This window comes from Ralstonia sp. 25mfcol4.1 (genome assembly GCF_900104095.1).
Lineage (GTDB): Bacteria > Pseudomonadota > Gammaproteobacteria > Burkholderiales > Burkholderiaceae > Cupriavidus.
Genome location: NZ_FNJO01000040.1, coordinates 1 through 2490 on the forward strand (window position 1 = coordinate 1; position 2490 = coordinate 2490).

Below are 2490 nucleotides of genomic sequence, written 5' to 3' on the forward strand. Positions count from 1 at the left end.
ATGCGTTCCGGGTGACCGGCGGGCAGATCCAGGTCGAGGGCGCGGGGCTGAACGCAGCTGGCGTGGATCAGGTGGACCTGATTGCCCGCGCGGTGAAGGCCAATGCTGCCGTCTACGCGAACGGGCTCAATGTGGTGGCCGGGGCAAACCAGGTCGACCACAACACGCTCGATGCCACCGCCATCGCCGGCGCCGGGGCGGCACCATCGGCCGGCATCGACGTCAGCCAGCTTGGCGGCATGTACGCCAACAAGATCCTGCTGGCATCGACCGAGCAGGGCGTGGGCGTATCGCTGCGCGGCGTGATGGCCGCGCAGGCCGGCGACATGACGCTGAACGCAGCGGGCAAGCTGGTGATGGGGGGCAGCACCAGCGCCACCGGCAATCTCGCGCTTTCGGCGCGCGAGGGCGTCGATCACAGTGGCACGACCTACGCAGGGGGAGCGATCGGCATCCAGACCGATGCCACGCTGAACAACAGCGGCACGTTGGTGGCTCAGCAATCGCTCGGCGTGAACGCGCAAAGCGTTGCTTCGACCGGCACGCTTGCGGCGGGCCTGAATCCGGACGGTGTTCCCGTAGGTGGCGCCGACCTGACGGTGAACGCAAGCGGGGCCGTGTCGGCAACCGGCCGGAATCTGGCCAGCGGCAATGCGGCGATCCATGGGGAAAGCGTCCACCTGGCGGGCAGCCAGACCGCGACGAACGGCAACCTGAGCCTGTCCGCCAGTGCAGGTGGCCTCGACCTGACGGGGGCAACCACCACGGCAGGCGGGGCGCTGGCAGTCAACGTCCGGGGTGCGCTAGTGAACGACCGAGGCCAGCTGTCCAGCGGGGCGGCCACGACGCTGGCGGCGGGCAGCCTGTCCAACCAGGGCGGTCAGATCGAGGGTGCCGAGCTGGCCATCCGCGCGTCGGGCGATCTGCTCAATCAGGGCGGCAGCCTGAAACAGCTGGGTCAGGGCGACGCCACCATCGTCGCAGGCGGCAAGCTGGACAATACCGGTGGCACCGTCGCTGCCAATGGACGGAACCTGACCATCGATGCAGCCAGCCTGACCAACGATGGCGGCCAGATGTCCCATGCGGGCACCGGCCTGCTGTCGGTCACGAGCCGGGGGCGAACCGGCAACGCGGGCGGCGTCATCCAGACCAACGGCGATCTGCAGGCACAGGCCGGGGCGCTGGACAACAGCCGGGGCACGATATCCGCACAGGGCAAGGTCACGGCCATCGCGAGCGGTCATCTGTCGAATCGTCAGGGCAGCGTCTATGGGAATACCGGTCTGATGCTTGCCAGTGGCGCCACGGTGGACAATTCAGCCGGCTCCGCGCAGACGGCCGGCGATCTGGCGGTGTCGGCCACCGGCGCCCTGGTGAACCAGGACGGCACGCTGGCCGCGAATGGCGAGCACGGTACCGCAATGGTTTCCGCAGCGAGCATCGACAACGCCCGTGGATCGCTCGTCAACGCGGGTGACGGTGCGACGACCGTCACGGCGACCAATGCGCTGACCAACACCGCCGGCAAGGTGGGCGGCAATGGTGACGTCACGGTGGCCGCCCAGACGCTGGCCAACGATTCGAATGGCACGTCGGGTGGGCAGGTGGTGGCCGGCGGCGCGCTGGATCTGAAGGTCAGGTCGCTAGTCGATAACCGCGGCGGCATGCTGTACGGCCAGCGCCTGACCCTGGATCAGGCGGGCGCTGCGCTCGACAATGCCGGGGGCCAAGTGCTGGGTGGTACGGACGTCAGGCTCAGCGTGCAGTCGCTGGCGAACCAGGCGGGCGCGGTCAAGGCCAACCAGGACGTCGCGGTGTCGGGCGCGATGTCCGGCAGCGGCACCATGATCGCCGGACGTGGCCTGACGCTCGACGTGGCAGGGGATTACGTCAACGACGCGTCCAACCTGCTGCGTGCCAACGACGCGATGCGGGTGTCAGCCAGCGGGACGCTGACCAACACCGGGACGCTCGCCTCGGCGGGAACACTGACGGTGTCGGGCGCGAATGTGGTGAACGGCGCATCGGCGGATATCAACTCGGCGAACACCACCGTCACCGCGGGCAACCAGGTATCGAACGCCGGACGCATCGAGGGGGATACGGTCCAGGTCAACGGCCCGTCGGTGGTCAACACGGGTACGGTGATCGGCAACAACGTCCAGGTGCAAGGCGCTGATATCGTCAACAACGGACCCTCGGCCCTGATGGCTGCCGTCCAGAACCTGCACCTGTACGCCGGCAACGCGGTGCAAAACCTTGATCGCGCCACGCTCTATAGCGCGGGCAACCTGCAGATCGCCCGCGATGGCACGCGAGACCCGAATACTGGCCTGCTGGCCAACCAGACCAACACGCTGATCAATCGCTCGGCCACGATCGAGGCGGACGGCGATATCGACATCGCGGCCAACCAGGTCAGCAACACCCGCACGAGCATTGTGACGACGACTGGTACGCCGGTGCAGACGGCGGTCAAGACGCTCA

The 2490-nt window shown here is 67.8% G+C and carries 1 protein-coding gene; it reads left to right on the plus strand.

Annotation, left to right across the window (positions count from 1 at the left end):
• Window positions 1–2490: beta strand repeat-containing protein (locus BLQ58_RS28580; RefSeq protein WP_368086181.1), on the plus strand; the 2490-nt coding region annotated here is incomplete at both ends.